Annotated in this window: 24 protein-coding genes, 1 pseudogene and 1 CRISPR repeat array; of the genes and pseudogenes, 16 read left to right on the forward strand and 9 right to left on the reverse strand. The window is 40.9% G+C overall.

Going from position 1 to position 26,300, the window contains the following annotated elements; all coding sequences use genetic code 11:
• Nucleotides 1–18 precede the first annotated feature (18 nt).
• The 4 genes from HC643_RS35800 to HC643_RS35815 all read left to right on the forward strand — a co-directional run bounded on the left by HC643_RS35800 (nucleotide 19) and on the right by HC643_RS35815 (nucleotide 5,304).
• Complete coding sequence (locus tag HC643_RS35800; protein WP_038109523.1) at nucleotides 19–1,716, forward strand: ABC transporter ATP-binding protein/permease; 1,698 nt, start codon at nucleotides 19–21, stop codon at nucleotides 1,714–1,716.
• A 103-nt stretch (nucleotides 1,717–1,819) separates the two neighbouring features.
• Nucleotides 1,820–2,788 (forward strand): aldo/keto reductase, encoded by a 969-nt coding sequence (locus tag HC643_RS35805; RefSeq protein WP_050045556.1) that lies wholly within the window; start codon nucleotides 1,820–1,822, stop codon nucleotides 2,786–2,788.
• 53 nt (nucleotides 2,789–2,841) lie between these two features.
• Nucleotides 2,842–4,575, forward strand: a complete 1,734-nt coding sequence (locus HC643_RS35810; RefSeq protein WP_050045555.1) for an ABC transporter ATP-binding protein/permease — start codon at nucleotides 2,842–2,844, stop codon at nucleotides 4,573–4,575.
• A gap of 126 nt (nucleotides 4,576–4,701) precedes the next feature.
• The gene (locus tag HC643_RS35815; protein ID WP_038082538.1) at nucleotides 4,702–5,304 is read left to right on the forward strand and encodes a neutral zinc metallopeptidase; all 603 of its coding nucleotides are present in this window, start codon (nucleotides 4,702–4,704) and stop codon (nucleotides 5,302–5,304) included.
• A 140-nt stretch (nucleotides 5,305–5,444) separates the two neighbouring features.
• On the opposite strand, the gene HC643_RS35820 is transcribed toward HC643_RS35815, so the two are convergent.
• From HC643_RS35820 to HC643_RS35830, 3 genes are all read right to left on the reverse strand, one after another.
• Nucleotides 5,445–6,731: a serine hydrolase gene (locus tag HC643_RS35820; protein WP_038082537.1), complete on the reverse strand. Its 1,287-nt coding sequence runs from the start codon at nucleotides 6,729–6,731 to the stop codon at nucleotides 5,445–5,447.
• A 215-nt stretch (nucleotides 6,732–6,946) separates the two neighbouring features.
• The gene (gene hemN / locus HC643_RS35825; protein ID WP_038082535.1) at nucleotides 6,947–8,329 is read right to left on the reverse strand and encodes an oxygen-independent coproporphyrinogen III oxidase; all 1,383 of its coding nucleotides are present in this window, start codon (nucleotides 8,327–8,329) and stop codon (nucleotides 6,947–6,949) included.
• An 85-nt stretch (nucleotides 8,330–8,414) separates the two neighbouring features.
• Complete coding sequence (locus tag HC643_RS35830) at nucleotides 8,415–9,125, reverse strand: biliverdin-producing heme oxygenase (protein WP_038082533.1); 711 nt, start codon at nucleotides 9,123–9,125, stop codon at nucleotides 8,415–8,417.
• Nucleotides 9,126–9,711: 586 nt separating this feature from the next.
• On the opposite strand from HC643_RS35830, the gene acsF reads away from it, so the two are divergent.
• The 6 genes from acsF (at nucleotide 9,712) to HC643_RS41825 (ending at nucleotide 13,435) form a co-directional block, all read left to right on the forward strand.
• A complete protein-coding gene (acsF, locus tag HC643_RS35835; protein WP_038082542.1) occupies nucleotides 9,712–10,788 on the forward strand; it encodes a magnesium-protoporphyrin IX monomethyl ester (oxidative) cyclase in 1,077 nt (358 codons plus the stop codon).
• Nucleotides 10,789–10,863: 75 nt separating this feature from the next.
• Nucleotides 10,864–11,070, forward strand: coding sequence for a hypothetical protein (locus HC643_RS35840; protein ID WP_038082531.1), 207 nt, complete (start codon nucleotides 10,864–10,866; stop codon nucleotides 11,068–11,070).
• 234 nt (nucleotides 11,071–11,304) lie between these two features.
• On the forward strand, nucleotides 11,305–11,880 hold the full coding sequence (locus HC643_RS35845) for a methylmalonic aciduria and homocystinuria type D protein (protein ID WP_038082529.1): 576 nt from the start codon (nucleotides 11,305–11,307) through the stop codon (nucleotides 11,878–11,880).
• Between the two features lie 69 nt (nucleotides 11,881–11,949).
• Complete coding sequence (locus HC643_RS35850; RefSeq protein ID WP_038082528.1) at nucleotides 11,950–12,546, forward strand: DUF411 domain-containing protein; 597 nt, start codon at nucleotides 11,950–11,952, stop codon at nucleotides 12,544–12,546.
• A gap of 206 nt (nucleotides 12,547–12,752) precedes the next feature.
• The gene (locus tag HC643_RS35855) at nucleotides 12,753–13,043 is read left to right on the forward strand and encodes a nucleotidyltransferase family protein (RefSeq protein ID WP_038082526.1); all 291 of its coding nucleotides are present in this window, start codon (nucleotides 12,753–12,755) and stop codon (nucleotides 13,041–13,043) included.
• 251 nt (nucleotides 13,044–13,294) lie between these two features.
• Nucleotides 13,295–13,435, forward strand: a complete 141-nt coding sequence (locus tag HC643_RS41825) for a HepT-like ribonuclease domain-containing protein (protein ID WP_237266097.1) — start codon at nucleotides 13,295–13,297, stop codon at nucleotides 13,433–13,435.
• A 148-nt stretch (nucleotides 13,436–13,583) separates the two neighbouring features.
• Here HC643_RS41825 and HC643_RS35865 read toward each other — a convergent pair whose 3' ends face one another.
• On the reverse strand, nucleotides 13,584–14,486 hold the full coding sequence (locus HC643_RS35865) for an aspartoacylase (RefSeq protein ID WP_038082541.1): 903 nt from the start codon (nucleotides 14,484–14,486) through the stop codon (nucleotides 13,584–13,586).
• 433 nt (nucleotides 14,487–14,919) lie between these two features.
• Here HC643_RS35865 and HC643_RS41830 point away from each other — a divergent pair, with 433 nt between their 5' ends.
• The 5 genes from HC643_RS41830 to HC643_RS35885 all read left to right on the forward strand — a co-directional run bounded on the left by HC643_RS41830 (nucleotide 14,920) and on the right by HC643_RS35885 (nucleotide 16,715).
• Nucleotides 14,920–15,222, forward strand: coding sequence for a pentapeptide repeat-containing protein (locus HC643_RS41830; protein WP_050045554.1), 303 nt, complete (start codon nucleotides 14,920–14,922; stop codon nucleotides 15,220–15,222).
• Nucleotides 15,204–15,431: a pentapeptide repeat-containing protein gene (locus tag HC643_RS41835; RefSeq protein WP_237266098.1), complete on the forward strand. Its 228-nt coding sequence runs from the start codon at nucleotides 15,204–15,206 to the stop codon at nucleotides 15,429–15,431. Before HC643_RS41830 ends, HC643_RS41835 begins: the two co-directional genes overlap by 19 nt.
• 498 nt (nucleotides 15,432–15,929) lie before the next feature.
• Nucleotides 15,930–16,259, forward strand: a complete 330-nt coding sequence (locus HC643_RS35875; protein ID WP_038082523.1) for a low molecular weight protein tyrosine phosphatase family protein — start codon at nucleotides 15,930–15,932, stop codon at nucleotides 16,257–16,259.
• 57 nt (nucleotides 16,260–16,316) lie between these two features.
• The gene (locus HC643_RS35880; RefSeq protein WP_153021581.1) at nucleotides 16,317–16,475 is read left to right on the forward strand and encodes a hypothetical protein; all 159 of its coding nucleotides are present in this window, start codon (nucleotides 16,317–16,319) and stop codon (nucleotides 16,473–16,475) included.
• 51 nt (nucleotides 16,476–16,526) lie between these two features.
• Nucleotides 16,527–16,715 carry a hypothetical protein gene (locus HC643_RS35885; protein WP_038082522.1) on the forward strand — a complete coding sequence of 63 codons (189 nt, stop codon included), beginning with the start codon at nucleotides 16,527–16,529 and terminating at the stop codon, nucleotides 16,713–16,715.
• A gap of 1,062 nt (nucleotides 16,716–17,777) precedes the next feature.
• On the opposite strand, the gene HC643_RS35890 is transcribed toward HC643_RS35885, so the two are convergent.
• The 5 genes and pseudogenes from HC643_RS35890 to HC643_RS35910 form a co-directional block, all read right to left on the reverse strand.
• Nucleotides 17,778–18,953 (reverse strand): lipocalin-like domain-containing protein, encoded by a 1,176-nt coding sequence (locus tag HC643_RS35890; protein ID WP_038082520.1) that lies wholly within the window; start codon nucleotides 18,951–18,953, stop codon nucleotides 17,778–17,780.
• 17 nt (nucleotides 18,954–18,970) lie between these two features.
• The gene (locus HC643_RS35895) at nucleotides 18,971–21,535 is read right to left on the reverse strand and encodes an FtsX-like permease family protein (protein WP_082051664.1); all 2,565 of its coding nucleotides are present in this window, start codon (nucleotides 21,533–21,535) and stop codon (nucleotides 18,971–18,973) included.
• Between the two features lie 5 nt (nucleotides 21,536–21,540).
• Entirely contained in the window at nucleotides 21,541–22,278 is a 738-nt protein-coding gene (locus tag HC643_RS35900; protein WP_050045552.1) for an ABC transporter ATP-binding protein, read from the reverse strand.
• A 245-nt stretch (nucleotides 22,279–22,523) separates the two neighbouring features.
• Nucleotides 22,524–23,165, reverse strand: coding sequence for a glutathione S-transferase family protein (locus HC643_RS35905; protein ID WP_038082518.1), 642 nt, complete (start codon nucleotides 23,163–23,165; stop codon nucleotides 22,524–22,526).
• A 113-nt stretch (nucleotides 23,166–23,278) separates the two neighbouring features.
• Nucleotides 23,279–23,872: pseudogene (locus HC643_RS35910) on the reverse strand (FAD-binding domain-containing protein).
• 839 nt (nucleotides 23,873–24,711) lie between these two features.
• A CRISPR array of direct repeats spans nucleotides 24,712–25,407; the repeat unit is 37 nt; unit sequence GTTTCAATCCCGTTGCCGGGAATCGCTGCGTTTCAAG.
• 479 nt (nucleotides 25,408–25,886) lie between these two features.
• On the opposite strand from HC643_RS35910, the gene HC643_RS35915 reads away from it, so the two are divergent.
• On the forward strand, nucleotides 25,887–26,297 hold the full coding sequence (locus tag HC643_RS35915; protein ID WP_038109317.1) for a hypothetical protein: 411 nt from the start codon (nucleotides 25,887–25,889) through the stop codon (nucleotides 26,295–26,297).
• Nucleotides 26,298–26,300 lie beyond the last annotated feature (3 nt).

Here is a 26,300-nt window from a genome sequence, read left to right on the forward strand (position 1 = left end):
GGAGTATCACATAGAGCTATGAGACGCTTGAATGTTCAGTTTCTCCAGCAATTTTGGAGTATCGCCAAACTTTACTGGTTTGGAAATGAAAAATGGGGAGCGATTGCAATGCTCTCAACACTCATCATTCTTGTGATAGTGTCTACACATATAGATGTTTTGGCAAATGCTCAACAAGGTAATGTACTTTCTGCTCTTGCTACTCAAGATAGTAGTCGATTCTGGACAACTACCAGGAACTTGTTTGGTTTATATCTAATAATGGTTGCTATTTGGAGCAGTTATAACTTTATACGAAAAAAACTGACGCTTTATTGGCGACGTTGGTTAACCCATCATTTTCTAGAAAAATATTTTGGAAATCGAGCTTTTTACGAATTGAGCCAATCTCATCAAGAACTTGATAATCCAGATCAACGGATATCGGAAGATACTTATAAGTTTGCCGATGGGTTTTTATCATTCTTTTTTGATATGTTTCATTCCAGTATTAAAGTAATTGCTTTTAGTGCAGTACTTTGGGGAATTTCAAAAACTCTGATGATAGTTTTGATCGTTTATGCTAGTACTGGTACCATCTTTTCAATTGGTTTCTTCGGACGAAAATTAGTTAAGCTCCATTTCGCTCAGAGAAAAAAAGAAGGTAATTTTCGTTTTGGTTTAGTCCGTCTCCGGGAAAATGCAGAATCTATTGCCTTTTATCGGGGAGAAGCACAAGAAGCTCACCAACTTAACCTTTTATTTAATCAAGTCTTTAATAACTTCAATAAATTGCTTCTTTGGCAGGAATTTAACTTAAACGCTTTTATTAAATTCTATGAGTTTATTCCTAGTATTTTACCAGCTATAATTGTTGCCCCTCAAATTCTTTCCGGTCAAATAGAAGTTGGTAAATTTGGAGAAGCTCAAGGAGCATTCATGTCTCTTTTTAGATCTATGTTTGTGATTGCTAACACTTTTCACGAACTGGTTATGTTTGCAGCTAGCACTGAGCGTTTATCAGAGTTATATACTTTCTTGCAACAACCCTTATCACAAAGCAAATATCAACCAATTTCTCATACCACTATCAAGACAGTAGAAGATAAACATTTAGCTCTTCAAAATTTGACGTTGTACACACCAAATTATCAAAGAATCTTGTGTCAGGATATCTCCGTAAAACTGCAACCCGGTCAAGGACTGTTAATTATGGGAACAAGTGGCTGTGGAAAAAGTTCTTTGTTGCGAGCGATCGCAGGTTTGTGGAATTCTGGTAACGGTAGAATTACCAGACCAAAACTAGAGGAAATACTATTTTTACCTCAGCGTCCTTATATGCTTTTGGGGACACTTCGCAACCAGTTAGTGTACCCTCAAACTCATGTGAATCTGACTGACAGTGAACTCCATCAAGTCTTGCAGCAAATTAACCTTTCAGATCTAGCACAAAGATTTGGTGGTTTTGATGTAGAAAAAGATTGGCATGATGTACTTTCTTTAGGGGAACAGCAGCGTGTTGCCTTTGCCCGAATTCTAATTGCCAAACCCAAGTACGTGATTCTAGACGAAGCGACAAGTGCTTTAGATGTCAAGAATGAAGAGAATTTATATCGGCATTTATTAGAGACAAAAACAACATTTATCAGTGTTGGTCATCGTCCCAGTTTGTTGAAATATCACCAGACGATCTTAGAAATATTAGATAGCAAACAATGGAAAGTTCAACAAGTGTAAAGTATTCACGACAGCATTGTAATAACAGAGTTAATATAAAATCTTTGTTATTTTGAATTGCATTTGATATGTACAATCATTTTGTTTATTTTGGAGAAACATTATGATAGAAAAAACAACGCGACGGAATTTCTTACTAAGCAGTGTTGCGGTTGCGAGCGGTATTGTAGGAGCTAATAGCTTGCAAACTGAAACATCCAATGCTGCTATTACACCAGCAACCATGCTAGAACGAGTTCTTGGACGTACAGGAGTTAGTGTCCCAATATTTGGTTTGGGAGGAGCGTCTGCTAAATCACCTCTATCCAAAGAAGGAAAAGAACAGGATGCCATAGCGATTATTGAAAAAGCATTGGAATTGGGTATCCGTTACTTTGATACAGCTGCCAGTTATGGACCAAGTGAAGATTATTTAGGTAAAGTTTTACCCTCGCATCGTTCCAAGATATTTTTAGCAAGTAAGACTTATGAAAAAGATCGCGATGGAGTGTGGCGAGAATTAGAGCGATCGCTCAAACGTTTGAAGACAGATTATCTTGATTTATGGCAGTTGCATAGTGTAGCTTTTCCCAAACAACTAAAAACTATCTTTAGTAAATCGGGAGGAATTCAAGCATTAGAGGAAGCTCAACAGCAGAAACTTGTGCGGTTCGTTGGTATTACAGGACATCGAGAACCAGATGTTATGCTAGAAGCTTTACGCCGCTATCCTTTTCACACTGCCTTAATACCCGTGAATGCGGTAGAAAAACACCATCCGCGTCCGTTTTTTCCCGAGATTTTATTAGAAACTCAGAAACAGAATATAGGTGTCATAGCCATGAAAGTGCCTGCATATGGAAAGTTATTTCAAGCAGGTGGTTTGACAAGTATGTTGCAAGCTATGAGTTACACCTTGTCCCAATCTGGAGTCCATTGTTGCATCATTTCTGCAGATAATGTCAGACAATTGGAAGACAATGTTAACGCAGCACGCATTGTCCGGCAACTCACTGACGAGCAACTCACAGCCATTGAGCAACGTACTGCCACAATTTGGCAGGATACTACATTCTATAGAGCTTGGGGTTAGTAAAAAATTAGCGTGGGATGAATTAAGCTCTGAATTTGCGTCTGTTTTGATTTATGGAAAAAAACTCTGTTGCCTTTGGTTTGGAAAAATATCTCAAAAATAATCTACAATACTTCAAGCAATTTTGGGCGATCTCCAAACTCTTCTGGTGTAGTAATAAAAAGTGGCTGGCGATTTCTTTAGCCTTTATGCTTTTAGTGCTATTGCAAGCGACCACTCAGTTGAGTGTTATGTCCAACATACAACAGGGTAATTTTCTTTCTGCACTTGCAGCAAAAGATCCTCAGAGATTCTGGACAAGTATTGGATTATTTCTAGGGTTACAAATTACATCAGTTTTGTTGTGGTCTGGCTACACTTATATCCGATTTAAACTTATTTTGTATTGGAGGTATTGGTTAACCAATCATTTTATCAGTCAATATTTAAGCAATCGGGCTTTTTATGAAATCAGCCAATTGCACAAAGATATTGATAACCCCGATCAGCGTATAACTGAAGATATTCAAGGTTTCACAGAAGTGACTTTTTCCATCTTTTTGGATGTTTTTAATACTGTCATACAAGTCATTGCTTTCAGTGGAATTCTTTGGGCTATCTCACCAAATCTCATGATTTTTCTGTTAATTTATTCTGGAACTGCTACTTTGATTGCAACTGGATTCTTTGGCAGAAAATTAGTTAACATTAATTTTAATCAACAGAAAAAAGAGGGCAATTTTCGTTTTGGTTTAATTCGTCTGCGAGAAAATGCTGAATCTATTGCCTTTTATAGAGGGGAATCACAGGAAACAAATGTTCTCAGATCGCTCTTCGAGCAAGTCTATAAAAATTTGGATTATTGGATACGCTGGCAGCATTTATATTTTGGTTCTTTTATTAGATTTTATGAAGTAATTCCTGTTATTCTACCAGCTATATTTATTGCTCCAAGAGTTCTTTCAGGTGAACTAGAAATTGGTAAAATTGCAGAAGCTCAAGGAGCATTTTTAGCTTTGTTTAGAGCTATGTATTTAATTGTGAGAAGATTTGAAAATTTAACTAGTTTGGGCGCAGGAATTGAACGTTTATCTGAATTTTATAATATCCTTCAACAACCAAGAACAGATATTAAAAGAGAGACGGTTAGCTATCCAATAATTAAGACTATAGAAAACAACTCTATAGCTATCCAAGGTTTGACCTTGTATACGCCAAACTATCAGAGAACCTTGTGCCAGTCTATTTCAATAGAACTGCAAGCAGGACAAGGACTGTTAGTTCAGGGTACAAGTGGGTGTGGAAAAAGTTCTTTACTGCGAGCGATCGCAGGTTTATGGAACTGCGGTAGTGGTACGATTATTCGACCCAAACTAGAGGAGATACTCTTTTTACCCCAGCGTCCTTACATGGTTTTGGGGACTCTTCGGCAGCAGTTAGTCTATCCTCAAACTCATGCCAATCCGACTGATAGCGAACTCCATCAAATTTTGCAACAAATTAACTTACCATATCTAGCAGAAAGATTCGGTGGTTTCGATACTGAAAAAGACTGGCCTCATGTCCTTTCTTTAGGAGAACAGCAGCGTGTTGCCTTTGCCCGAATCTTGCTTGCCAAACCGAAATACGTAATTCTGGATGAAGCGACGAGTGCTTTGGATGTCAAGAATGAAGAGAGTTTTTATCAACATTTATTGGAGACAGGAGCCACATTCATCAGTGTTGGCCATCGTCCCAGTTTGTTGAAATATCACCAGACGATTTTAGAACTATTAGATAGCAAAGAGTGGAAAATCCAACAAATATAAAGCATCGATCGCCACAGCAACGACACGTGGAAGCGGTATTGTTGAGATTGTAGTGTTTGTAGAAGGCACCAAAGGAACCAAGAAATTTTTCCGTCTTCTATATGTACTAGTAAATCTGAGGTGATAATGAAGGCACTCAAGGTACTGACTGCGACCTTAATCAGTATTGGATCTGTGCTAGTGAGTTTACCTGCTAAAGCAGAAACAGCACCCCAAACTGTAATCGATGGAGTTTATGCCGGAATTCAACATATTCACGGTTATAAAGCAACACCAAAATTGGTCTGGGGCGTTGCACGAGGACGGCGCGGTGGTTGCGGGGTTATTTTAGGTAGCCAGTACTGCAAACGCAATCACACTGTTTACATTACTGCTCAAGATATTAGAATGGCTTATCAGCACGGGGACGCTGCTCTAGCTTACATTATTGGTCACGAGTATGCCCATGCTATGCAGACAGCTTATGGTTTTCAACCAAGAGTGACGCCCATCTCAGAACTACAAGCAGATTGTTTGGCAGGTGTTTACTTGGGATTAATTCCTAATATTGTTTTTGATAAAAAAGATATTTTGGAAATTGCAACTCTCGCTCATCGAATTGGAGATTATCAATGGGGTCACAGACACCATCATGGAACGCCAGAACAACGTGTGAGGGCTGTTGTTCTGGGAATGAAAGGTGCTGTTAATGGAAGAGGTACTCGTACTTGCCAAATTCGCAGAATCTAAGTCCATGTAAATTGCTCTAACGAGCTAGATGCATACACCAGACAGAACCTTCCGCTAAAGGCATTCCCAGGCTCAGCCTGGGAACAAAGCGATCGCCCACATCACAAGAGATATTGGAACTTTTTGTGATTCAGAAGCCCTTAAGGTTGACGAGTCAGCTTTGGTTGATTGATATAGCCATAGACAAGTTTGGAAATTTGACTGATAAATTCTCGTGCTCTTGTATCACCAAAAGGTCTTTTAACAAAAATCCCTGCCAAATAACGTTTGCCTGTAGGTAGCTCGACAATACCTGCATCCCCAAGAATAATTCCAAGGGTTCCTGTTTTATGAGCGATCGTCGCACCTTTACCCAGCCCGGATGGCAACAACCTTCTGTTCTCCACCCGACGCATGATACCCAAAGCTTTGGAACGGCTTGTGTTAGTGAGCAGTTTATCGTTATCAATCATCACCGACAGCCTAGCTAAATCTTTAGGGCTGGTTGTATTCGTTCCTTTAAAATCACCTAATAAATTGCGAATAACAGTATTTTGCAGTCCCCAACTCCGAAACCGCTGATTTAATTTAGCCTTACCACCCAAACGGTCAATGATCATGTTGGTGGCAGTATTGTCACTAATAGTAATCATCTTAGTAGCAGTCTCCAAAACACTGAGTTTGGTTCCCACTGGTTTAAATTGCAAGACTCCGGAACCTGCAGCTTCAGCTTTCAAATCGCGCCGCAAGACTAGAGTGTCATTGAGTTTAACTTTACCAGCGTCTATATCTTGAAATAGAGCAATCAGAATAGGATATTTGATGGTACTAGCAGCCGGAAATACCTTTTCCCCATAGATATCTAAATAATTACCTGTCTCTAAATCCAGGAAAAACATCCCTGGTGAAAGAAAGCTGTAACGAGACATCAACTTTTTGACCTGAGGATAAATCTGTGACATTTCCTTGTTGAGTGGAACAGTCCCCGCAAAGGTAAATTCGTTGCTGATTTCAATAGGAATTTTTTCTTCACTGGATGTCGTATTTTCAGGTGTGGTGCGATCGATGGATGAAAATCTGACTATCCAGTGAGAGGAAGAATCTCCTTTAACCAGTGAGTTTTCTGGAGAAACGGTATAACCGGGTGCTAATTCAATCACCATTCTGGTTGTTTTAGGGTCTGGCTGTCCGATACGAATCTCCCGAACGGCGGACCCAAAACTTTTACGAACTGTATTATCATCTAAGTTAGTGGTTCCAGGTAGATCGATAACCAGTCTTGTTGGGTTATTGAGTAGAAAAGCTTGAGGTCTGATTCCAGAATCTGTGGTTAGGTCAAGCTGATTTTTAGCCGGGTCAAAGCGCCAAGACTGCAAACGTGCTGCGAAGGCTGGAGACGATAGCAGCATTATGCTAATGGCACTGAGTAATAGAACACGTAATCTCATCTGCGTAATTTTAGAGCGAGAGTTGAATTGGCTTGCAAAAATTTTCCAGGTGTTGACAATCTTGTCCGGAAGAAAACCACATCCAAGTGTAGTAACCTATTTTGGTGTACTTTCTACCTAACAAAGTTTTGACTCAGTTTTAACCTGCTTAGTTCGCAACGACAATCTACAAATCACTCAATTCTTAGCAGATGGCTGGGTTTGCAATGTTACATTCAGATAGCACGTGAAAATCTCTGTTCTTGCTTCTTCACGTGTGTATCAAAGAGAACAACTATATTTCTCACCAATAACCGACCAATCTCCGTAACGCTAATATGGTTTTTCGATAATCTAACGAGTCCATCCTCTTCCAAGCGCTTTAACTCTTCTAACTCAGGTGCAAAATATTCATCAAAGTTGAGGTGGTACTTGTGTTCAATATCTTGCTTGTAAAGTTGAAAATGACACATTATACTCATGATAATTTCCCGTCTGAGGATATCATCTTGAGTCAGTCTAATGCCTCTACTCGTTGGTAAAAGCCCTCTATCTATTGCTTGGTAGTAATCTTTCAGTTGCTTGTAGTTTTGAGTGTAAGTATCTTCAAGCATACTGATAGATGTTGCACCAAGACCAAACAGTTCTGCTTGTGCTAGAGTTGTGTAGCCTTGGAAGTTACGCTTTAAGGTACGATCGCGTTGGGAAACAGCCAATTCATCATTAGGTTTGGCAAAGTGATCCATACCAATAAACAAGTACTGATGATTTGTCAGTTCCTCAACAGTCATTTTGAGGATTTCTAACTTTTCCTCTGCTTTTGGAAGTGCATCAAGTGAAATATTTTGCTGCACTGGCTTGAGCCACGGAACATAAGCAAAGTTAAAAACAGCAATCCTATCGGGGTTGAGTGCGATGGTTTTTCTCAGCGTTTCTTGAAAAGTTTCAACAGTTTGATGGGGTAGACCGTAAATGAGATCTACATTCACGCTTTCAAACTTTGCTTCTTGAATGGAGTTCATGACATCAAACAGCATCTCTTCCGGTTGAATGCGGTTAACTGCTGCTTGAACTTGAGTATTAAAGTCTTGAATTCCAAAGCTAATTCGATTAAACCCAATTTCTCGCAAAGAGAAAATGTAGTTTTTATCGATATAGCGAGGATTAATTTCTATTGAAACCTCTGCTGTTGGGCTAACATCAAAGTTTTGAGTGATATTTTTCCACAGATGTTCTACTTGTTCCAAACTCAAGTAGTTTGGGGTTCCACCACCCCAATGAATTTGAAACACTCTTCTATCTGCATCAATTAGGCTAGCTGTTTTTTGAATGTCTCGAACCAAATAATCTACATAAGGCTTGGCAATATTTTTGTTGTTAGAAATCACAACATTACAACCACAAAAATAGCAAGCACTTTGACAAAAGGGAATGTGGAAATATAAAGATAGAGGAGACTTTCTTTGATTTGAGGCTGCGATCGCGGTTTGAAAATCTCTCTCTGTAAATTCTTCAGTTAACTCAGTAGCGGGTGGGTAACTAGTGTATCTAGGTACGGGAGTATCATACTTTTTGATGATATCGAAGTCAAACTTGACACCAGGAATTTGAAAAACCATTGGGGTGATTTCAATAGATGTACAAAGGATAAGATTGCTGTAGTTTGGGAAACATAGGGTGGGGAGTACCCACCCTACTTAAACGCTAATAACTATTAGCCGTACTACCAGAGTTGTTACCATTGATGAGAGTATTAAACATTGCTTGACCGATCTTTTTAATAAGACCTTCTTCCAATTCTTGCGCTATCTGCATATTCAATAGAAAAGCATGATTGGCTTCTGCAACAATTTTGTCTGCTGTTCCTTCATCTACGGGTAACGAATCCAAAGCTTGGCGATACCGATCCTTAAATGCCTTCTTATCCGGAATTTGCTCAAAATTGTAAAAAGAGGTACCTTCATAACCTGAAAGCTTTAAAACGGATTGAGCAACTTTTTGCAACATCTGACCCCCAGAAAGGTCACCCATGTAGCGAGTATAAGCGTGACCTATTAATAATGCGGGTTCATGAGCCGACAATTCTCGAATCCGGGCTATGTAGTTTTGAGTCGCTTTTAGAGGTAAACTTTGTCCTCTCCAGTCATAACCGTAGTAAAACTGTAAATCTTGTTCCAGATTAGCTTTACGATTGAGTTCTGGAAAATATACAGGATTAATTAAAGAATGGTCTTTGTGTTCCTCTAATGCTGCTTCTAATTCACCATAAATGTAATATAAATTACCTAAAAAATTTGCAAAGCCGTTTCTATCAACAACTCCTTGAAGAAAACATTTCATGAATCCCATATTTTCAATCGCTGCATGAGATTGTTGGGTTCCACAGCGAAGTTTTTGAGCTAGATTACTACTCATCTTGGTGGCAATTTTGTTAAAAATATACAGTGGGTTGAACAGTTATCAGTTAACTGTTCGCTGCTAACTGTTCGCGGGCAGGATTTTTGCAGAATTTTTACACCCGATCGGGCAATTTCTTGACCCTCTATTAATACTGCCTCTTTCTCACTTGTTAACTCAATAAGCATTTTTTCACTGGAATTAAATGCAGTTTATCGCTAACGTCAAAGGTAGGGGCAACTCGTTATTTTCGGTTATGAGCAAAACTGTATCAGCAAATACCAATGCCAATCGCAGCATTTTACTTTGTTCACAACTATTTCAAATATATAACTTTCAACAGTTCTGAAACCACTAAACTATAAATATTTATTTATAATCGGTGAATGATAACCAACAAAGAGTTAATTTATATACTCTAAGTTAGAAAATTTGGAGCGATGAGAGTAGTTAATGCCCATCACATTCATTTTTGAGGTAGCTATGACCCTTACTACTAAATATTTTTAAAAATAACTTTTTTAAAAATATTTAAAAATTGATAGATTTTTATCAAAAATTATGGTTAGATAGCTTTAAAAACATTAACCAATTACATATTCTCATGGCTAAGACTCTTCATACTTTGGAGCCTGAGTTGCTTAAGCCTGGTGTTAAAGCGCCTGTCAAAGAAACATTGCTAACACCTCGGTTTTATACCACTGACTTTGAGGCTGTAGCGCAGATGGATATATCAGCACACGAGCCTGAGTTACGGGCTATTGTGGAAGAATTACGAGCTGACTACAACCGCCATCATTTTGTACGCGATTCTGAGTTTGAGCAGAGTTGGGAACACATTGATGGAGAAACGCGCCGTTCTTTTATTGAGTTTTTAGAACGCTCTTGTACGTCAGAATTCTCTGGGTTTCTTCTATTTAAAGAGTTATCACGCAGACTAAAAGACCGAAATCCCATTTTGGCAGATGCGTTTCATTTTATGGCAAGGGATGAAGCCCGCCATGCTGGATTTTTGAATAAGGCAATGTCAGATTTTAATCTCTCCCTGGATTTGCGTTATCTGACAAAAAATCGCACTTATACTTTTTTCCCACCAGAGTGGATTATTTACACGGTTTACCTGTCTGAGAAAATTGGTTACTGGCGCTATATTCTCATGTTCCGTCATTTAGAGTCCCATCCAGATCGGCGATTCTATCCTCTTTTCCGTTACTTTGAGAGTTGGTGTCAGGATGAAAATCGACATGGAGATTTCTTTAAAGCGCTGTTGCGATCGCAACCCCAATTATGGAACAATTGGAAATCTCGTTTGTGGGTTCGTTTTTTCCTCTTGTCTGTCTTTGCGACCCATACTTTGACAGTGCTTGAACGTGCAGCTTTTTATCGGTCTGTTGGAATCAATCCCTACGAGTATAATGTCCAAGTGATCGAAAAGACGAATGAAACAGCAGCACGGGCGTTTCCTGTGATTTTAAATACAAAGCATCCAGATTTTTTTGAGCGGCTCGAACAGTGTTCGGATATCCAATTTAAAATGGCATTGATCGACCGAAGCAATCTCCCGCAAATTGTCAAATTCTTCAAAAAGTTACCCTTACTACTCTCAATCTTTGGGCATTTGTTGCGGCTTTACTTGATGAAACCCATTAACGCTGAATCCTCTCGGAAAGCGGTTTGTTGAGAGACTTCGTGCAGACCGGGTAAACGTAGAGTAAATTAAAGGGGGATTAAATTCGGATGTAGTATCAAAAACACAATGACTATTTGGGTAAACGAACAAATAGATCCATCAGGCATGATCCATGCCTGTATTGCTTGCTGTGATGAATCCCAAGCTTTAGCTTGCCATGAGTCCTTCAAGCAAAACTTGACTGAGATACAAAAAACATGGGGGTGGGTAGCGCGATTGCGGACAGTGGATTCTTGGGATGAAGTCCCAGTCAATGCCTTAAAGCTGAATTAATCTTTGTAGAGACGCACTTTCATAAAAGCGTCTCTACACCAAGTACTTATGCTAAATCCGATCGAGTACTAGGTTAAGAAAAGATAAGGTAGAGATGAAAGATGAATTTTTTATTAAAAATCTTATATGCGAGTTGGGGTTTCACAACAATTTGCTAACTTTCTGCGCTATTAAAGAGTTATCATCAAAACAAAATATGAATTGAAAAACTTGTAAAAAAACAAATTAAAGTAAGTGAGCTACCCAACAGTTTACGCTTTTGAACGAGTCAGCCCCATTCATTTGGTTGGTAATTTGGGGCAATCTATTCAAATTTCAATTCATTCCCCCAGTCAGTATATTTGTACCAACCGCGAGCAGATATTCCCTGATTGGAAAAATGCGCTTTCTTTATGGATGGCGATCGTTTTACAACAAGCACGATTTGAATTGGTGGAAACAACACCAGAAATAGAAGCAGAGAAAGAACGATTGCGGGAAAAATTTATGAGGTTTGGCTGTGATGTCGCCTTTAATTTGCGCGATCGCAATTACCAAACAGACCTTGTCGATCCCCGCACGGGCTACCCCTTGCTTTCCCGTCCTGGAAAAAAAAATCACGACGATACAGCAACAGTAAAAGCTTTACTCCACTACGCGATCGTTCAAAATAGGTGTCGGGTATTAGTTCATCCGGAATGGGGGACAGCGGTATATCCCGGTATCTTAATATCTGAAGCGCCACCAAGCGTTCTTAAATGGATGATCGAGAATATCGCTCCTTTGCATGATTGGAAACTAAAAGAGTTAGCAGCTGACTGTGCTGGTTGAAGCAAGAATTATTGAAGAATGTATTAGCATGGATGTCTGGTTAATTAAAGAGCAGATGAGAGTTTAACAATGCAGAAACGTTTTTCTTCCTGGATTCGTAAAAGTTTGTGTTTTGCACTACTAAGTATTATAACAACTGGGTTGGCAGTTCTTGGTTGTGCAACAGTAGCTGTAGCAGAGGGAGGAAATACAGCATCTTGGCCTATTTCTCAATTAATGGCAAGTAACCCAAAACCCACAACTCCTAACAGTATTTGGGAAAACAACATAGAACCCAACTTGGGAACTCAAGAAATTACCGTTTATCGCAGTCCTTCTTGTGGCTGTTGTGGGTCTTGGGTCAAACATATGCAAAAGCACGGGTTTCAAATCAAAGATATAAAAACCGATGAAATAGAAGCCATTAAACAAAAATACAACCTACCTCAAGAGTTAGCATCCTGTCATACCGCAATTATTGACGGTTATGTTATGGAAGGACATATTCCCGCCAACGACATCAAACGATTCCTTCAACAAAAACCGACTCTTGCAGGTTTAGCTGTACCGGGAATGCCTGTAGGAACACCAGGGATGGAAGTAGGAAATAAAAAACAGCCATTTGCTGTTGTGGCCTTTAATAACAAGGGTGAAGTTAAACTTTTTCAAGAATATCAATCTTATTGATTGAGTTTACGTAGGTCATCGCGAAGCGCAAGCTGTACTCAGCTTATCGCAAATCAAGCTAGGGATCTATCGCATAAGTTCTGCTAGGTAAGTTTGCTCGATCTTACCCATTTTTTGGTACTCTCGTCGGGTAGAGCAGATGCAGAAGGTGCCTGAAAATGCCAAGCTAGAGGTAGAGATTTGTTGCGATCGTTTTGGTTTAGGCTATGGGCATTGATGAAATACTTAAAGCTTATCGGGAAGATATTTTGAGAATTGCGGCGAAGTACGGAGCGTATAATGTCCGGGTGTTTGGTTCTGTGGCGAGAGGAGAAGCAAGACCAGATAGTGATGTAGATTTTCTGGTGGAACTTGAACCACAACGAACCTTGTTAGACCAAATTGCTTTAATACAGTCCTTGGAAGAATTGCTAGGACGTAAAGTGGATCTAACTGAACCAGAAACTTTACATGAGTTAATTAGAGATACAGTGTTGCGAGAGGCTGTGGCGTTATGAAAGACGATCGGCTGTACTTGAGCAACATCTTTGAATGTATTGAGCGCATAGGTCTTAGAGGATGTTTTAAAAATCCTCTTGTTGGTAGCAAAACGTTAAGATCCCCCTAAATCCCCCTTAAAAAGGGGGACTTTAAGAGGCTTTTTAAGGGGTCAGGGGGAATCGATAGGTATTTAAAAACACAGCAAATCACTTTTCAAACAACCTCTTATACCCGTGATGGCAAAGAAGTATTTTTACAAACTACAATAATCCAAGATGCAGTCATTAGAAATTTTGAAATTATTGGGGAAGCAACGAAGCGGTTATCTCCCGACATCAGAGGAGCTTATCCAGATGTACCTTGGCAGCAAGTAGCTGGTTTTAGAGATGTACCGATCGTGATTATTTAAAGGTGAATTTAAATCGAGTTTGGAGCGCGAGCGATCGAAACTTGCCCCAACTCAAGGCAACTATTGAGGTAATGTTGCAAGAATTGGGGAAGTTGTGAGGTAAAGCTTTCAAAAATTCCAAACATAAAAAGGCAAAATAGCCAAATTGTTATTGGTCATTTGGCTGGAGGTTAACTTGAATGTTTTCTTTTGTAGTTAAACACATTGCGATACCCTTTTCATAATAAGCAGCCTCATTAATAAACACCGGGTAAACTAATGCTTCTTCCTTGTAATAAATAGTATGATTATCAAAAGTTAGAAATAAAGGATCGCCCGGTTTTAATTCCTCATAATCTCTCCCTTGAAGCTCCGGATGAATCATGCCCTCAATTTCACCATTTTTGCTCTTAGGGTAATCTACTGTTTTTAAATGTTGATAAATAGTGACAGTATTATCTATTTTTGCTATTACATTTTGATTGCATTTATCTAAATAATCTAACATAGTAAGAATCAGCCGTTCCGTTTGTTCAAAAAGATGCGCGTTTAAAGTTCCATGTGGAATCGGACCTACTTCAAGACCGAAACCCCTTTCACAAATAGAATTTAGGAAAGATGATTCTTTGTCAGGTTCAATCCAACTATAAATTTTGATTTTTGGTTCGATTGAACTTAAATAAGCAGCTAACTGGATATTAAACGGATGGTCGTTAAGCAAAATTATACTTAAACCCATATTAGCAGTCGTCGTATGTAAATCTAAAATAAAATCAACTTGCGGATTTTCTTTAGGTCCCAGAGTTTGATTGAGAAATTTTGCTCTATTTTCTTCATAGGTAAAACCTAAAGAACTATTTAAAACTTCTTTTAAAAAGCAGCGATTTAAATCTTTGTCAACATATCTTCTACAGACTTGAAAAGCTTCAGGATTGGAAAGCACTGTCAGGGTTTCAAAACTAGATTTTGTCACAAGCTGCGGAAACTTCTCAAACTTTTTGATTAAATATATACCTGTAAATTCATTGCCGTGGGTTCCTCCCACAATAGCCACTTTTTTAAACTTTTCCATCATCAACCTCTTTTAAAGGATTTTGGAGTTTGGATTAGAGATAAGTCGATCGACAAGAAAGAACACAGTTACAGCAATCCTATTTGAGATCCGAACAACGGGGATAAGGGAGATAAGGAAGACAAGGGGGACAAGGAAGACAAGGAAGAGGTATTTGTAACCCAGTTAGGACTACTATATATAACAAAACGTAAAATATACTAGTACATGAAGGCAATCCCAAACACTCGCTACTAGGGCAGAAGGCGCAAAAGCTTTTAATTTCTGCTTTTTATCTGTTACTCATGGTTGCCTTATTTACGCCACCGTGTACTAGTTGTGCTGTAGGGATGTCGGTAATTTGGAGATCAAGGTTGAAGGTAGGGTCTATGAGGGATTGCTAGAGATTGAGTGGGTTCTCTTTATATGTGTTAGTTGAAACGGTATACGATGTATGAACTTGGATGAATTCTTTAAAAAATATGCTGCTGGGGAGAAGAATTTCGCTGGCTTTGATTTGCGGGGTGTTTACCTGTGTGATATTGACTTGAGTGATGCCAATTTGAGCAGTGCCAATCTGAGTGGTGCTGTTCTGGCTGGTGTTGACCTGACTGGAGCTAACCTGAGTCGTGCCAGTTTGGATGGAGCTATTCTGAATCGCGAACTCAGAGGTATCAATTTGCGCCGCGCCAGCCTGCGGGTGCTGAACTGGCTGAGGCTGATTTGCGTGGCGCTGACTTGCGAGGATCTGATTTGAGAGGTGCGACTTTGGGGCAATCTTGCCTGGAGGGTGCCGATTTGAGTGATGCTGACCTCAGAGGAGCCTTCTTGGAAGAAATTTTCGGAAATATGGACTTGACCGACGCTAACCTCATGGGTGCCCAAGTTGGAATTAGAGACTTGAGAGATGCCATTTTGTGCAATACGGTCATGCCCGACGGAAGTATTCGGAATGACCATTGCTGAAATTAAACCTTCTGGCGTAGGATATATTGTGGGTCTTCAGTACTTGTTATGCTAAACTAATAAGTACTGAAGAGCCTATATTGTTGGCGTCTTTGTTGTTAGTTTGGCGATGCTACAAAGCAGCCACTACGGTTTTCGCCAAAGGCGATCGCATAACGTGTTCTCCCCCAAAAAATGTGACTTTAAGCTTACAGCGGTAATACGGGCTTTGAGAGGAAAGACACGAATAAATTGTACAAAACTATATTGGAATTTTTCAGCATCTATTACTTCTGAATATTAAATTTATTACAATTTTCCGGATAATTCTTATGTACAATTAAGTACAACAAAGCATGGTAGTAGTAGACTGTCGCAAGCATCTCCACACTTTATTTTAATTACCCACGAGATGGTTCGTCTTACAAAACTTTAGAGTAAATAGCGGCTTCGTGCGATCGCGATTGAAGGTCACCATTGCATCTTTTTAGATAAAATGGAAAAGTCTTAAAATTCTTTATGAAAAAATTACTGTTTATTTGCAGCAAAAATCGCTTACGCAGTCCCACAGCCGAAGCAGTATTCTGTGAGTATGAAGGATTGGAGGTAGAATCGGCCGGACTCGACCGGGAAGCAGAAATCCCTTTATGCAGCGAAGCACTTCAGTGGGCAGATATTATTTTTGTAATGGAAAAGTCTCATATGAGAAAACTTTCAAACAAATTTCAACCTTGGCTTAAAGACAAGCGAGTCATTTGTTTGGATATTCCTGACGAGTACGAGTATATGGACCCCACTCTAGTAAAGTTGTTGAAGAAAAAAGTATTACCAATACTTGGAACTTTTTAGTTTTAGCATTCTCGTTGAATCACCATTTGTACACGGCGTTTTCAACCCAAAACTCAATTGTCTCGAAGTAACCGCCACTACACTGCAAGCTTACCTCATAAGAAACAAACCCACGAGTTGCGATTCGATCGCCCTTGGCGCAAGCTGTACCCAGCTTATCGCGCTTTTTCTATCTTAAGTTTGTCTAAACGCGTGCGATCGCGCTACCGCTTGTGATTTGAAATCACCTTTGACAGTCTATCACCTTTTTCATATAAGGAAGATATAGTGAAGTTAGCCTTCAACGAAGAGTTAGATACGAAGAAACTAAAAATAGAATTTCCTACAGAAGCCATACAAGATGGAGAAAACCTTCTTCCCGTTAGGCTGGCTAACATAGCTGCTAAAAAACAATACTTGAAGGGGCGCATCCAGTTTTGGCAGAAACACACAAAACGAGAGTATAGCGGTTCATGAACTTGTAGTACAGCACCAAATTCATGAGTCGCGATCGTTCTGAGTAACAGTTCAATTGTACTAAAAAGCTCAAGAAAGATTGCAGAGAAAAAATGAACTATAAACTGCGACGAGTGTCAAAAGTGATGCTTGCCTTACTGAGACAGACAAATGATCTTAAGAGATCAATGGTGTTAATAGCTGTGGAAACTACGTAGTCACAATTCTCACCCAAAGGGTGCGATCGTGAATCTAATTTAAATGCATAGGGTTTGATAACAATTGGTGTCGAGAGCAGTGTGTTAACCAAGTCTTTTGAGATCAAATTTATGATTTGACCTGATACACTGGGGGAGCATCCCGTTAGGGCAAAATGCCCTCAGAATAGAATTCTAGGGCTATACAAACGCTCGTCCCTTCGGGTTCACCAGTTCCCAAGGCGCGGGAAACCCCTCCGGCTATCTCAGGAGCGGAGACGCTATGTGCAAGGCACACGCTCCGCGATGCCTTTATGCTATGCCCGTAAGGGCTATACGCGTTGCGAAGCTATGCCCGCAGGGCTATACGCCCTTCGGGTTCGCCAGTCCCCTACGGCGGGAGACCCGCCTATGGCGCATTCGCGCCACGCTTCGCTATCAGGGCTGGTCTCACCAGTTGCCAGGGCGCGGGAAACCCGCCTACAGGACTGGATTCACCACCTGTGTGGACTTTCTTAAAATAACCTGCGGAGGCAGGTTTCGTTTGTGTAGCCGCGATTTCAATCGCAGGCATATTTTTTCCAAATTGGGATACTCCCAAGTTTGGAGACGATTGCAAAGCTAAGGTGCAGTATTACAAAAGGAAAAAAGTTCAATTCGTCAATACCTTTGCCAATTGTGAAAAGTGGTGGTGGAAGTGAAGATAAGGAATGTGATAAGTCGAGGTGAAGTGAGAAAACCTGAAAAAAGGAGAGGGCTTTCGTAGTAAAGTCGTTGTCTACCACAAAGACAACTCAGAAAGGAGCCAAATTGGTAGACACCTTTTTCGGAGGTGCCAATTTGACTAGTGCTGATTTGAGAAGTGTGCTGTCACTATTCACTGTTATCACAGCACATCTGTTAAGCTTTTATTAGCATAACCAGTCATTTCTATGTAGCCTGACGCTGTAACTGGTGTTTCTGCCATTTCACCTTGGAAATTTACAGCGCCTTCCCAGTAAACAGTAGAGATATTGAGTTCTTGATTTGCCATTAAAGGTTTTCCTTCTAAAGACAACCCTAATTTGGGGATGCTTATTTTCCAATGTGCGGGATATCTAGCCCCACTGTAAGAGCTTTTCCAAGTATTCAAAACTTCTACTTGCCAATCTTTTGCAGATAGTAACTCTACTTTGCCATCGGCTGCAATGAAATTACCACTCGATAGAGGTTCAATTGTGCCATCTTCTCGCCGCAGCAAATACAACATTAGCGCTGTATCATTATCAAATTGCAGCGAAAACCAATCCCAACCAATATCGCCAGCACTGAGAAAACTGGTAGAGTACTCGTGGTCTTTCCAACTTAAACCTTTCACTGCAAAGGTTTCTTCTCCTACCGTAACCGTACCTGTGGTTTTTTGCCGCACAATAGAGTAGTAGTAAGAAGCATTTCCCGGTTCTGAACCTTTACGGCTATAACCGCGATCGCCTTGCAATACTGGTGGTAGGGTTTGTTGCAAAACCAAGTCCAGTGCTACTTTATCGGTTTTTGCCTTGAGTCTAACTTGACCTGGTGTTATCTCTGTCACAGACCAATCATCTAGCCAAACACTGTATGGTTCGGCTTGTGCGCCTGCTAATCCCACAGCATTACGATTAAAGCGTTCGCTGGGATAAAATTTTTTTTCAGTAATATCACTGACGGTAAAGTGAGCAAAATAGACTTGATTGCTGCGCCAATGAGAAGCTGATTCTACAGAAACAGATTGATTCTTTGGGGTTAAAGCACGACGGAAAAAGGTTAATTCAAAACCGAAAGGGCGACCTGTTGCAGTTTCTAAATTCCCCGTATAATACCACCACTCCGTTTGGTAATCTTCATGAGAGCCAAAATCGCGAGGAAAACTGATTTCGGTGGGTGCAAACACTTGCTTAAATTTTCCCTCCGAGGGGGAGGCTGTAGATAACCATTCTACTGTTGCTTGACCGCTCGCAGTCACTTTTTGCGAGGGGAAGAGAATAAAAGCAATGGTACCAAGTAATGCGATCGCGCAGAGAAGGACAGTCAGTATTCGTTTCATAATTCGGATAGGAGAAACTATTCTTGGCGAATAGCGGAAGCAATGACAGTATTACCCAAACGCCAAGCAGGATAAACTCCTGCTAAAAGAGCAGCCACGACCGCAACACCAAAAGCTTGTATAAAGTATCCAGGCTGTAATTGCATTTGCAATGTCCAACCAAAAGAGCGAACGTTAATGACGTAAATTAAAATCCACGCCAAAACATATCCTAAAGGCATCGCTAAAATACCAGATATTGCACCCATCAATCCAGTTTCAATAAAAGTCATAAACCATAATTGCTGGGGCGTCATACCATTTGCGCGTAAGATTCCAGTTTCCCTCGTTCGCTCCAGTTGTAAACTCATTAAAGCACTCAAAACTCCAATAAAAGCAACAACCACAGCTAACAATCGCAAAGCATCTGTGATGGCAAAAGTGCGGTCAAAGATTTCTAAAGAACCCTGACGTAGGGTTTGGTTGGACTGGACAAGTAAATCTTGTTTGCCTTGAAAACGATGTTTGATAGCTGTCACAACGTCCTCTACCCTTTCCCCTGGTTTGAGAAACAAACCAATAGATGCAATATTGTCATCCCTCCAAAGGTTTGTATAAATGTCATTGTCTAGTAAGATTGTGCCTTGGTCGTTAGAGTAATCATAAAAAACTGCTAACACGGGAAAACTGCGCCAACCAACAGGAGTTTCTATAGTAATGTCTGTTGGGGGAACCGAGAGATTTTCTTTGAGTAGCAAAGCTTCCGAAACAATGACACCTTTCCCTGCTTCTAGACCTTCCCATGGGTTGACACCTTTGTCACGCTTCCAACTATAAGGACGTTTGCCATGAGAGACATCACCATCAGCAGAAATGAGTTTTACATGCCGATTGAATTCTTTAACCGTCGTTTCCGTTTCATTGTAGGTCACAAAATCGTCCCAATCTTCGTGTGTTTTAATTTCTGCAACGACATCCGGTGATAATTTACCTAAAACACGATTGGCTGTTGTAGCAGGAGGGGTGATGTAAATATCAGCTTGCAAAGTTTGGTCCAGCCACTGTACCACAGTGACGCGGAAGGAACCAACCATAATCGATACTCCTACAATTACCGAAACCGCCACCATCAAAGCAGCAATTGCTACTGAGGTACGACTCAGCGATCGCACAATATCTCGTATTGCCAAGCGTCCGACAACACCAAAGACAGTGTTTCCCACCCAAGCCAAGGTTTCCATTAAGAAAGCAGTCACGGGTGGTGTGAGCAATGCTGCAGCCAGTAGAATTGCGAACAACCCAGCAAACGCTAAAATTAATCCACCCGCACCAATCCGGAGCAAACCAACTCCTAAAAGGGTGAACACTGCCCATGCTAGCACCAACCAAGGCAACAAACGCCTTACCTGACTTTCCAAACTCGAGCGCTGTAAAGTTGTTTGAGGGGAAGTTCGCATCGCCTCAAGAGCAGGAATGACCGAAGCAAAAATTGATGCTGCAATGCCAACCGCCAGACCTTTCCCCAAACTCCAAGGGTCGATACTGACACTTTGCACGTTGACGACAAAATAGAAGTCGTTAATACTTTGGGTAATCAAACCCACAATACCACGTCCCAGCAAAACTCCCAGCCCCAACCCCAAGGTAGAACCTATGAAACTAAAGACCGCAGCTTCACTAAGAATCAGTACAAATAGCTGACCGGGAGTTACACCCAAACAACGAAGGATACCAAACAGAGGTCTTCGTTGGATAACACTGAAAGTCACTGTGTTATAAATCAGAAACATTCCCACGACCAATGCTAGCAAACTCAGAGCCGTCAAATTGAGTTTAAAAGCAGCAGTCATTTGCTGGATGGCATTTTTTTGAGCTTCTGCTGTTTCCAGTTTCACTCCTTCCGGTAGAATTGCCTCAATAGCCCCTTGTTCTGTTGTATCGTGCAGGATCAAATCGATATGGCTGAGATGATTCACCATTCCTAAAATATCTTGGGCTGAGGCAATATCCGCAAATAAAATGCTACTCAAAGCGTTGCGGGTAATGTTATTTGCTGGTTTCAATAATCCAACAACCTGAGCGCGAGTCTCTTTTCCTGCTAGATCGAGGGTGATACTGTCTCCCGCACCAATACCGTACTGTTTGGCTAAGTCTTGGGAGAGGATAACAGTGTTAGGTTGTGTCAGAAAAGCAGTTCCACCCGTAGCGGCTTGAGATTGGTTTTCCTCAAAATAATTGCGGAATGGAGGTTCAGCAAATAAATCCACACCTACCAACCGTAAAGGTTGAGAACCGAGTTCTTTAGCTGAAATGTAACCTTCAACGATAGGGGCTGAGGTAACGCGAACTTCTCGGCGCAGTCTGGTGTAAAGACTTTCGTCGATACCTGTTGGTGAAACTGTGACAATCCGATGCGTTGCGTGTCCGGTTATGGCGTCTGTGGACAATTCAAAAGCACGTTGGGCGGAACCATTGGCTAAGTCAATGGAAACCATCATGGCAACTCCCAACGCCACCCCAAGGATCAGTAGAATATATTGCAAGGCATTTTTCTGGATGCGACGCCAAGCCAAACGCCATAAAGGTTGATTGGATACAGTCACTTGGTTCAAGCAACAACCTCCTCAACCAAGGGGCTTTGAATAACTTCTTGCTGCAAACGTCCGTGGTGCATTCGCAAAACTCGGTTGGCAAATCGGGCGATTTCCGGGTTGTGGGTTGCCATAATTAATGTTTTGTGAGTATCGCGAGTCAATTGCAGTAGCAAATTTAAAACTTTTTCTCCTGTTTCTTCGTCTAAATTCCCTGTAGGCTCATCTGCTAATACCAACATTGGCTGGTGAACCAAAGCCCTCGCGATCGCCACTCTTTGCTGCTGTCCTCCCGAAAGCTGGTCGGGGAAAGCATTGCATCTGTCTGCCAAACCGACTTTTTCCAAGAGATTCACAGCCACCTGTTTTAATTCTTTTCCCTGTCTTCCCGCCAATTCTTGAGGAAGCATGACATTTTCCAAAACTGTTAAAGTTGGAATCAAGTTAAAAAATTGAAAAATAAAGCCAATATTATCGCGTCGGAACAGAGTGCAAGCTCTTTCGTTCAGTTCTGTAATCGCTACATTTTCGATCCGAACCGTTCCTGCTGTTGGTTTTTCAATCCCAGCTATCAGATTCAACAGAGTGCTTTTCCCGCTACCACTATGACCGAGAAGAACAATAAATTCTCCTTTGTCAATGGAGATATTCACATCATCGATGACAGTACGGGAAGTTGCTCCTTCTTGAAATGCTTTGCGGAGATTTTGGAGTGCGATGGACACCGACGGAGTACTAGTATCATTTTGGCTCAAGGTTTCCCCCTGTTAGAAGATTAAAAAAACTTTACAATCTAGATTAACAGGAGAAGAGTATGTTATGTAAATTGTCCTGACACTTCCGCGATCGTTTCATAGTGGGGAGTTGCATTGACTTGTTGTTGGGAGTTGGGTAGGGTGGACATTTGAGTAGACAGGTGTCATAACTGAGCCAAAAAACTATCCAACCTGGATGCACTTACAACTTTCCAAGGAACAATTCCGTTGCCGTTGTATAAAAATTATGGAATACTGTTGGCAAAGTCATATGTACCTCCACGCTCGAGCGCACGCAAGTAAGCTTTTCGCGTATGGATGCGCTCAAGAAATTCCCCGATTGAGGGTCGGCTAAGAACTTCTTGAGGGAGCATGGCAAGTAATTCGAGAGGAAAACTCATTTGGATATCGGCGGCAGTTAGATAGGAACCAACAAACCACGTGCTCTTACGAAGTTCGCCTTCTATATAATCGAAATGAAGCTTAATCTGCGGTGCGACGAATGTGCTCATAGCCTGACTATCGCCTAGTCCAAAACGGTTAAGAATGAGATTGAGGAGCAAGGGCGGCATTGCAGAGCCTTCAGCATAATGCAGCCAATACGTATAGCGCAGACGCTCTGTTGTATTGGGGGGCGGGACTAGCCGACCATTGCCGTAGCGCTCCACCAAGTATTCGATAATAGCACCCGATTCGGCAAGAGTCAGGTCTCCATCTGTAATCACTGGAGATTTACCAAGCGGATGGACTTGGCGCAATAACTCGGGTGCTAGCATGGTTTTTTCATCGCGTTCGTAGTACTTAATTTCGTACTCGATATCTAATTCCTCAAGCAGCCACAGCACGCGTTGCGAACGTGAGTTGTTGAGATGATGAACAACTATCACAAAACGTTCCTCTATAAGTAGTAACTCATGATACTTGACTTTCTAGATTAGCTTAATACCAATTAAGTAACGTCCACCCTGAAGACTATCTTAAATGCAACATCCGCAAGTTACTATTGAGCAGCACGCTGTTTTTCAATCGAAGCGATAGAAGAATTCTCTAGTTGAGATTCCAATTCTAAAAATTGCTTGTACTGTTTATCTTTGGACTCAAAATATTTTTCGACTGTTGTTTTTGTGGCTATAGCATTTTCATACTCATCACCACCATTAGCTAATAAACGTTCTCTCACCCGTTTGCGAATAGCGGAAACAATTTTCCCATTGACGAGTCGAGTTTTTGACCAATCTAGAATGGGTGGTAGATATAAACCGTGCTCAATGTACTTGCCTTGAAGAATATCCTGTAAACTGTATCCCAAAAACTTTGGTATCCAGTGGTAGATAAAGCGTAAATCTGAATCTTTCTCTTCAATATTTTTATTAGAATTGTAAATACGAAAAGTTTCACTCAAAGGATTGGTAATACCTGATTGCATCTGCCACTGCCAGTTATTGATACGGTTTTAACCCTTAAGCCTCCAGCTTATCACCAAATCTCCATCCACCAAATAATTCATGTAGTGGCTTGCGCCATGATGCCAAGAAATACCGTAATTAATTGTTAGGAAAGTAGCACACATCGCCCGCATGCGGAAATTCATCATTTCTCCCCTTTTCCTTGCTCCCACACTCTACAAGAAAACACTGTATTAATTCTTTTTTTTATACCGTTTTCATGACCAACCTAGCTGGCAAATCCATTTACTTCAATCAACATCCGTCTCCATTACCACTTTGGTATGAGCTTTTTACTTAAATTGCATCCAGACATTTCAGCAACTGTTTTTCCCGAAAAACATCACTAAGTACTTACACATAAATATTTATATATTTTTTGAAGCCATTGAAATCGTTGTAAGCCAACACTGTTCCTTGTTACCCGTTCCCTGTTGCCTCTCCCAATTAGATAATTTATTTTGCATAACTACTTAGCGTTCCTGGTCTTCTACTTACTGCCACCAACTGCTTCCATACAATTTGGTGTAGAATCGCTCAAACCCTTACCTGGAGTAATATTCACCTCTTTGAGTTCCTGGATCAATTCCTACTTTTTTCTCAGAAACTTTTAGATTTTTTCATCTCTTGTACTATGAGAATTTCCGGTATTTAGTAATTTTGTACTCATTTGACTGCCATTGTTGCTTCCTTTTTCCATATGCAACCAACGTCTCAATGCTCAATGCTCAATGATATCAAGCTCACAAACCATTGCTACCTCAGGGTTTCCCCTGTTTGTCTATCTCTTACATTCTTACTGCCATTTTGCTGCTTCCATTCTTATACTTACTGCCATCGACTGCTTCCGTGATTGTCACAATCGCCTCTTTGGCTCAACGTCATCATCAGCATTTCAAGCTTTTTTACTGCCATCGACTGCTTCCACTTTACTGCCATCGCCTGGGTAAAGTGACAGCATCTTTTATTCCTATAGCAGCTAAAACGTGTTTTAATCCCGTTGCCGGGAATCGCTGCGTTTCAAGCAGCAAAGTTTCAGCCGCCGCCTGGAACTCGTGGATTGTTTCAATCCCGTTGCCGGGAATCGCTGCGTTTCAAGCTTCTTCTTGTTTGTTAATTCTCCAAGCGATTGGTTTCAATCCCGTTGCCGGGAATCGCTGCGTTTCAAGCAGTGCTACCCGCAAACATTGGTATTTCTATATTCTGTTTCAATCCCGTTGCCGGGAATCGCTGCGTTTCAAGATCAAAGATGATGTCTCCAACGCCTTCCAAGCCCAAAACAAGTTTCAATCCCGTTGCCGGGAATCGCTGCGTTTCAAGACCTTACGTTGGAATTAAACTGTTTGGATATAACAAGTTTCAATCCCGTTGCCGGGAATCGCTGCGTTTCAAGCAAGCGTTATCGGAACCCAGTTGAAAGTTAAGTTCGTTTCAATCCCGTTGCCGGGAATCGCTGCGTTTCAAGTTTAAGTAAGTCTTTATACTACGTAAGGTGCGATCAGTTTCAATCCCGTTGCCGGGAATCGCTGCGTTTCAAGTTTAGGTTGCTGGATAATTCCAAGGTTGCAACTTAGTTTCAATCCCGTTGCCGGGAATCGCTGCGTTTCAAGCAGGGTTATCAAAGAGTCCAAGCCAAAGTATATCGTGTTTCAATCCCGTTGCCGGGAATCGCTGCGTTTCAAGTTGCTAGGATAATTCATTGATAAGTACCCTCTGGTTTCAATCTAGCAACGGTGCGGTGTATGATGAATTAAGTTTTAGGATAATTCATTGATAAGTACCCTCTGGTTTCAATCCCGTTGCCGGGAATCGCTGCGTTTCAAGCCGCCGGATATTTATTTGCAAACAAGCAATAACGTTTGTTTCAATCCCGTTGCCGGGAATCGCTGCGTTTCAAGCCCGCCATCTGAAACCCTTAAATAGCATGGATTCTACGAGCCGTTTTGGCAGATCGAAAAAATGACCTCATTTGCGGCTCGCTTATTGACATATACTGTCAATAGTTCTGAATTTCAAAATGCTACAACTATTAACTTGTCTAGGTTCTGGCGTTTTTGGCAGAACCCCCTAGGTTTTAGCCCCCGCTTCGGTTTGCCAAACATCAATCTAGTAACATTATAGACGGACTGCATCCGGGCGTCCAGCGATCGCTTAGATATCTTCATGTTAATTGTAGCGATCGCCGAGCGGGTAGTGAATGCCACGGAACTCGAAAGAATCAATCGCCTACTGCCGCTCCTGCCTCAAGCGTTGGAAATTGAGCGCGAACTGTACAAACTTATCGAAAAATATTTAACAAATCCAGGAAAAAAAGGGAACAATGACACCCTAGCATCCATATCAACCAGTGGAAATACAAGACTTGCTGACGATAGCGCTTTTGGGTTTAGAGCACCGGCAGTCCTTTCGTTACTCGCGATCGCAGCTTACAGAGCATTTTTAGATTCAGACTACAATTGGATATTTCCTTTTGAAGAATTCTCCCCACGATTGTTAAAAAAACTCTGGGAAGATAAGTTACTTGTTGCACTGAAAAAGGAAAAAGCTAATTTGTGCAGGTATTTTTCTCATTAAACG

This window comes from Tolypothrix bouteillei VB521301 (genome assembly GCF_000760695.4).
Classification (GTDB): domain Bacteria; phylum Cyanobacteriota; class Cyanobacteriia; order Cyanobacteriales; family Nostocaceae; genus Scytonema; species Scytonema bouteillei_A.